The sequence below is a fragment of the Pseudogemmobacter bohemicus genome (assembly GCF_003290025.1).
GTDB lineage: Bacteria > Pseudomonadota > Alphaproteobacteria > Rhodobacterales > Rhodobacteraceae > Pseudogemmobacter > Pseudogemmobacter bohemicus.
The window spans coordinates 1,377,711-1,383,963 of the sequence record NZ_QNHG01000001.1 but is presented as its reverse complement, the minus strand read 5'-3'; the positions used below and the strand labels follow the sequence as shown (position 1 = coordinate 1,383,963).

Below are 6,253 nucleotides of genomic sequence, written 5' to 3'. Positions count from 1 at the left end.
TCAAAGCAGCCGCTGCACGGGATGTGAAAAAGCCCCCGGACGGTGTCGTCCGGGGGCTTTTTTCTCACTCCATCGCTTCCAGTTCGTCGATAAAGCCTGCGATCATCGACAGGCCCTTGTCCCAGAATTTCGGATCCGAGGCGTCCAGCCCGAAGGGGGCCAACAGCTCTTTGTGATGCTTCGAGCCGCCGGCTTTCAGCATGTCGAAATACTTGTCCTGGAAGCCCGGCAGCCCATCGGCATAGACCGCATAAAGCGCGTTCACCAGCCCGTCGCCGAAAGCATAGGCGTAGACATAGAAGGGCGAGTGGATGAAATGCGGGATATAGGCCCAGAAGGTCTGGTAGCCATCCATAAAGTCAAACACCGGCCCGAGGCTCTCGGCCTGGACCGACATCCAGAGCGCATTGATATCATCGGGGGTCAGTTCTCCTTCCTGACGCGCGGCGTGCAGCTTGCATTCGAAATCGTAAAACGCGATCTGGCGCACGACCGTGTTGATCATATCCTCGACCTTGCCGGCCAGCAGCACTTTGCGCTCGGCGGGGGTCTTTGCCTCATCCAGCAGCTTGCGGAAGGTCAGCATCTCGCCAAACACGCTTGCGGTTTCCGCCAGCGTCAGCGGCGTCGAGGACAATAGCTCCCCCTGGCCCGCCGCGAGAACCTGGTGGACGCCGTGCCCCAGCTCATGCGCCAGCGTCATCACATCGCGCGGTTTGCCCAGATAGTTCAGCATCACATAGGGGTGGACTGTGGTGACGGTCGGATGCGCAAAAGCGCCGGGCGCCTTGCCGGGCTTCACGCCCGCATCAATCCAGCCTTTGGTGAAGAAGGGCTTCGCGAGATCGGCCATACGCGGGTCAAAGGCGGCATAGGCCTCGGTCACCTGACGCTCGGCCGTTGCCCAGTCGATGGTTTTCGGGGCCTCGACCGGCAGCGGCGCGTTGCGGTCCCAGACCTGAAGGCGCTCAAGCCCCATCCATTTCGCCTTCAGCGCATAATAGCGGTGCGAGAGTTTCGGATAGGCGGCGACGACGGCGTTCCTCAGCGCCTCGACCACTTCGGGTTCGACATGGTTCGAGAGGTGCCGGCCGGTCTGCGGCGTCGGCATCTTGCGCCAGCGATCCTCGATTTCTTTTTCTTTGGCCAGCGTATTGGTGATGCGGGCAAAGAGTTTGACGTTTTTGTCAAACACCACGGCCAGTGCCTGCGCCGCCGCCTCGCGTTTGGCGCGGTCGGTATCCGTGAGCAGGTTCAGCGTCGCCTCAAGGTTCAGCTCTTCCTCTTCGCCTGCAACCGTGAACATCAGCCCGGCGGTGGTTTCGTCAAACAGCTTGTTCCAGGCCGAGGCACCGACCACCGACTGGTCATGGAGGAACTTCTCCATCTCATCGGAAAGCTGGTGCGGCCGCATCGCGCGCATCCGCTCGAATACCGGCTTGTAGCGGGCGAGACCGGTATCGGTGGCCAGCAGGCCGTCGAGATGCGCATCTTCCAGCCGGTTGAATTCAAGGCTGAAGAAGACCAGCGCCGTTGTTGCCCCGGTCACCGCATCCTGGGCGTCCGACATGAATTTCGCGCGCTCAGAATCCATGGTGTTCTGGTAATAGCGCAGCCCGGCATAGGACATCAGCCGCCCGGCGGTGACATCAATCGCCTCGTAATCCTGAACGCATTTCAACAGCGACGCAGCATCGAGTCCCGCCAGCTTGCCCTCATATCGCGCCGCAAAATCGGCGCAGGCTTTGGCCAGCCAGTCCATATCGCGGGCGAATTCGGGCGCATCGGGGGCCGGGTAGAGATCCGTCAGATCCCATTCCGGCAGATTGCCGAAAGCCTTGCCAGAGGCATTTGCCCCGGTGCTGGTATCGAAAACAGGGCGGGGAAGGGTGCGGATCATCGGAAATACCTGTGCTGCTCTGCCCGGAAGGGCCTTACCCCATCTAGGCGCGAGGGGGGGCGGGCCGCAAGGGTGGGCGGATCACAAGCCCGGATGCTATGACCGCAGAAGGCAGGAATTCAGCGGTGCAGAAAAATTCAGGGGCGCAGAAATCCGGGATGCAGAAATCAGGGGCACAGAAATCCGGGGCACATAAATCAGGGGCGCAGAAAGCTGTCGAAGGTGCCGGTGATATTCGCGAGCGGCACCATGCCTGAGAGGCCATCAAGGCGCTCGAACCGGCTGTCCCAGGAATTGTCGCGATTGTCGCCAAGGACGAAAACAGAGCCTTCGGGCACGTCATAGACGTCAGAATTATCCGGCAGCCCGTCGCTGTCGCGCAGGTTGAGCACCTGGTATTCCTGCCCATCGGGCAGTGTCTCGGTCAGCCGGGTGGTGATGCAGTTATCGCCCTCGACCGTGCCACAGGGCTGGCTTTGCGCGGTGGCACTGTCGCGGGGAAGGATATAATCCGGTGCCGGCACCTGCGGCACGTCGGTGCCGTTCAGCCAGACGCGACCGGCCTTCATCTGCACCTGATCACCGGGCAATCCGATCAGCCGGGCAATATAAACCTCTCCGGTCGCCGGGCTGAGATAAGAGATCACCGCCCCCCTGGCCGGCGGCCCGGCGCTGTAGCGTGACATCTGCATTATGAAGCAGCTTCCGACGGGAAGCGTCGGCTCCATCGAGGCCGAGGGCATTGTGAAATGCCTGAAACTGCCGGTGATGCATTTCACACAGATGCAAAGCGCATTGGCCGGGGAGGCGGTCAGCGTCAGGGCGACGGCAAGCGGTGAGAGGGCGCGCAACATGCCAGGATGTTTGCAGAGATTGCGGGCGCGCTCAATCCGCTTCCTGCGGCAGGGGCGAAGGGGCCTGTCAGGGGCCTGTCAGGGGTCTGTCCGGCTCCTTGCCGGTGGAACCACCGCACTGCCCGGGCGTTATGCATAGTGATGCCTGTTTTTTGGGCGGTTGCATCTGTCGCAGTCAGAAATTCGCGAGAAGAGGTCTTTACGATGCCCGATCCGCGCGCTTGACTGCACAGACCATTAAGCGAGTGGAGCCAGAAATGGGCGTATTCTTCGACGAGATGAACGGATCCGGTGACAGGTCTGGTGGGGGCACCCGCGCCCCCTATGCGAGGCTCGAAGAATGGCTGGCCACAATGCCAAAGGAACTGCGCAGCCTGAAACAGGCCGAGGCCGAGGCGCTGTTCCGCCGCATCGGCATCACGTTCGCGGTTTACGGTGAGGGCGGCGACCCGGACCGGCTGATCCCGTTTGACATGTTCCCGCGCGTGTTCTCGGGCGCCGAATGGGCGCGGCTGGACCGGGGCGTCAAACAGCGCGCGAAAGCGCTGAACATGTTCCTCGTGGATGTTTACGGCCGGGGTGAGATCATCCGGGCGGGCCGGGTGCCTGCGAACCTCGTCTATCAGAACGAGGCCTATGAAAAGGCGGCTGTTGGCTTCGTGCCCCCGAAAGGCGTCTATTCCCATATCGTCGGCATCGACCTTGTCCGCACCGGCCCGGAAGAGTTCTTCGTCCTGGAGGACAATTGCCGCACGCCTTCCGGCGTCTCTTACATGCTGGAAAACCGCGAGATTATGATGCGGATGTTCCCGGGGCTCTTCCGCGAGAACCGAATAGAACCGATTGATTCCTATGCGGAAATCCTGCGCCGGACCCTGGCCTCTGTTGCGCCGGCAAAGTGTAAGGGCGACCCCAAGGTGGTGATCCTGACGCCGGGCCATTTCAATTCGGCCTATTATGAACATTCCTTCCTTGCCGATCTGATGGGGGTCGAACTGGTCGAGGGCCAGGATCTCTTTGTCGATGGTGAATTCGTTTATGCCCGCACCACCGAAGGGCCCAAACGCGTCGATGTGATCTACCGCCGGATTGATGACGCCTTCCTCGATCCGCTGTGCTTCCGCCCGGATTCGATGCTGGGCGTGCCGGGGCTGATGGATGTCTACCGCTCGGGCGGCGTGTCGATCTGTTCGGCGCCCGGCGCCGGTGTTGCCGATGACAAGGCGATCTATACCTATGTGCCGGATATGATCCGCTTTTACCTCGGTGAAGAGCCGATTCTGAAAAACGTCCCCACCTGGAAATGCGCCGAGCGCGACGATCTGAAATATGTGCTCGACAACCTGGGTGAGCTGGTCGTGAAAGAGGTGCATGGCTCGGGCGGTTACGGGATGCTGGTCGGCCCCAAGGCGACAAAGGCCGAGATCGAGGCCTTCCGCGCCCAGCTGGTCGCCGATCCGTCGAATTACATCGCCCAGCCGACCCTGGCCCTATCCACCGTGCCCACCTTTGTCGACGAGGGCGTCGCGCCGCGCCATGTCGACCTCAGGCCCTATTGCCTGGTGGGAGAGCGGATCGAGCTGGTCAAGGGCGGCCTTACCCGGGTGGCTTTGCGCGAAGGCAGTCTTGTCGTCAACTCGTCCCAGGGTGGCGGCGTCAAGGACACCTGGGTTTTGGCGGAGTAACCGGACATGCTTTCAAGAACCGCCAACAACCTTTACTGGATCGCCCGCTATATGGAGCGCGCCGATACCGTCGCGCGGCTGCTGGATGTGGGCAGCCGGATCTCGCTGATCCCCTCGGAACATGGCTATCGCAGCGAATGGGACAGCCTGCTGCAAGCCTCGGGCATGGCCGAGGGTTTTACCGCCAAATATGGCGACCCGGTGCAGCGCAATCTGGAGAGCTGGCTGTTTTTCGACCGCGACAATCCGTCCTCGGTCGCAAGCTGCCTGACGGCGGCGCGGGAAAATGCCCGCATCGTGCGCACCGCAATGACCGCCCAGGTCTGGGATGCGCTGAATATGGCCTTTCAGGAGTTGCGGCAGCTGGAACGGCAGGAGCGGTCTTCGCTGGATCAGTCGACCCTGACCGATTGGGTGACGCGGCAATCGGCGCTGGTGCGCGGCGCGATTGATGCAAACCTCTTGCGCGATGACGGCTATAACTTTTTGAATCTGGGCTATTATCTGGAACGGGCCGACAATACGGCGCGCCTTCTGGATGTGAAATATTACGTCCTGCTGCCCCGGTTGGATTTCGTGGGATCCGGGCTCGATAATTATCAATGGTCGACGCTTTTGCGTGCGATGGGGGCACAGCGCGCATTCCACTGGGCTTATGGCGGCGAGATCACCGCCGGCAAGATCGCCGATTTCCTGATCCTGAACCGGCAATCCCCCCGCGCGCTGATCACCTGTATCGCCGGGGCCGAGAACCATCTGTCGCGCCTTGCCAAGACCTATGGCAAAGCGGGCGCGGCCCAGGACAGCGTGCGCGCCATGCTGACCGAGCTGGAATCCGAGACGGTCGAGCGCATTTTTGATGAGGGCTTGCACGAATATCTCTCGCGCTTCATTGGGTCTGTGGCGGGCCTGGGGACCGTCATCCATGAGGTCTATCTGGGCGGAGAAATCAGCTGATGCGCCTGAGCGTCGATCATGTCACCCGCTACAGCTATGAACGCCCGGTCCGGGGGCTGGTGCAAAGCCACCGGCTGACGCCCTCGCTGTTTCAGGGCCAGAAGGTGATCTCCTGGGAGATCACCGTCGAGGGCGGCGAGGGGCAGGGCGGTGGCGCGCTCGCGGTCAGAGGCGCCGATTTTACGGATGGCGCCGGCGACCGCATCCAGGGCTGGAGCCTTGCCGGGCCGCTGAGCGAAGTGGCGGTGACCGTGCGCGGCACGGTTGAAACCACCGACACTGCCGGCATGCTGAAAGGCTATCGCGAAGCGATCAATCCCTGCGCCTATAAGCTGGAAACCGCGATGACCGCCGGATCGGCGGCGCTTGCGGCGCTGGCCGAGGCTGTTTCCGATGCCGATGGTCCGCTTGCGCTGGCGCATGGGCTTTCGGCGGCGGTGGCGGCGGCGATTGCTTACAGGCCGGGGGTGACCCAGGCCCATACTTCGGCATCCGAGGCGCTGGCTCTGGGCGAGGGGGTCTGTCAGGACCATGCGCATGCGCTGATCGCGCTGGCGCGGCTGCGCGACCTGCCGGCGCGCTATGTCTCGGGCTATCTTTTTGCCGATGCGTCAGGCGCCGCGCATGAGGCCGCGCATGCCTGGGCCGAGATCCATGTGCCGGGCCTGGGCTGGATCGGCTTTGACCCGGCCAATGCCTGTTGCCCCGATGAGCGCTATATCCGCCTCGCCTCGGGCCTTGACGCGCGTGACGCCGCGCCCATCCGGGGCGTGGCCCGCGGCGGTCAGGCGGGTGAGGAAGCCATGGATGTCGCTGTTGCGGTCCTCTCTTCCGCTCAGTAATATCCTGTCGGTGAA

The 6,253-nt window shown here is 62.3% G+C and carries 5 protein-coding genes; 3 read left to right on the top strand and 2 right to left on the bottom strand.

Annotated features, from left to right (window positions below; translation table 11 throughout):
- Positions 1 to 64: 64 nt before the first annotated feature.
- Complete coding sequence (locus DRF71_RS06565; RefSeq protein ID WP_112309651.1) at positions 65 to 1,900, bottom strand: M3 family oligoendopeptidase; 1,836 nt, start codon at positions 1,898 to 1,900, stop codon at positions 65 to 67.
- A 197-nt stretch (positions 1,901 to 2,097) separates the two neighbouring features.
- On the bottom strand, positions 2,098 to 2,754 hold the full coding sequence (lepB, locus tag DRF71_RS06560) for a signal peptidase I (protein WP_112309650.1): 657 nt from the start codon (positions 2,752 to 2,754) through the stop codon (positions 2,098 to 2,100).
- A 278-nt stretch (positions 2,755 to 3,032) separates the two neighbouring features.
- Between lepB and DRF71_RS06555 the strand changes: the two genes are divergently transcribed.
- From DRF71_RS06555 to DRF71_RS06545, 3 genes are read left to right on the top strand one after another with little or no spacing between them, the layout of a single operon-like run.
- Entirely contained in the window at positions 3,033 to 4,439 is a 1,407-nt protein-coding gene (locus DRF71_RS06555; RefSeq protein WP_112310043.1) for a circularly permuted type 2 ATP-grasp protein, read from the top strand.
- A 6-nt stretch (positions 4,440 to 4,445) separates the two neighbouring features.
- Positions 4,446 to 5,396, top strand: a complete 951-nt coding sequence (locus DRF71_RS06550; RefSeq protein WP_112309649.1) for an alpha-E domain-containing protein — start codon at positions 4,446 to 4,448, stop codon at positions 5,394 to 5,396.
- Complete coding sequence (locus DRF71_RS06545) at positions 5,396 to 6,238, top strand: transglutaminase family protein (RefSeq protein ID WP_112309648.1); 843 nt, start codon at positions 5,396 to 5,398, stop codon at positions 6,236 to 6,238. The genes DRF71_RS06550 and DRF71_RS06545 overlap by 1 nt, the downstream gene beginning before the upstream one ends.
- Positions 6,239 to 6,253: the final 15 nt, after the last annotated feature.

Bases quoted from the DNA above. Each gene is read 5' to 3' on its own strand.
- DRF71_RS06550 (WP_112309649.1), top strand. From the start codon at position 4,446: ATGCTTTCAAGAACCGCCAACAACCTTTACTGGATCGCCCGCTATATG.
- DRF71_RS06555 (WP_112310043.1), top strand. From the start codon at position 3,033: ATGAACGGATCCGGTGACAGGTCTGGTGGGGGCACCCGCGCCCCCTAT.
- lepB (WP_112309650.1), bottom strand. From the start codon at position 2,754: ATGTTGCGCGCCCTCTCACCGCTTGCCGTCGCCCTGACGCTGACCGCC.
- DRF71_RS06545 (WP_112309648.1), top strand. From the start codon at position 5,396: ATGCGCCTGAGCGTCGATCATGTCACCCGCTACAGCTATGAACGCCCG.
- DRF71_RS06565 (WP_112309651.1), bottom strand. From the start codon at position 1,900: ATGATCCGCACCCTTCCCCGCCCTGTTTTCGATACCAGCACCGGGGCA.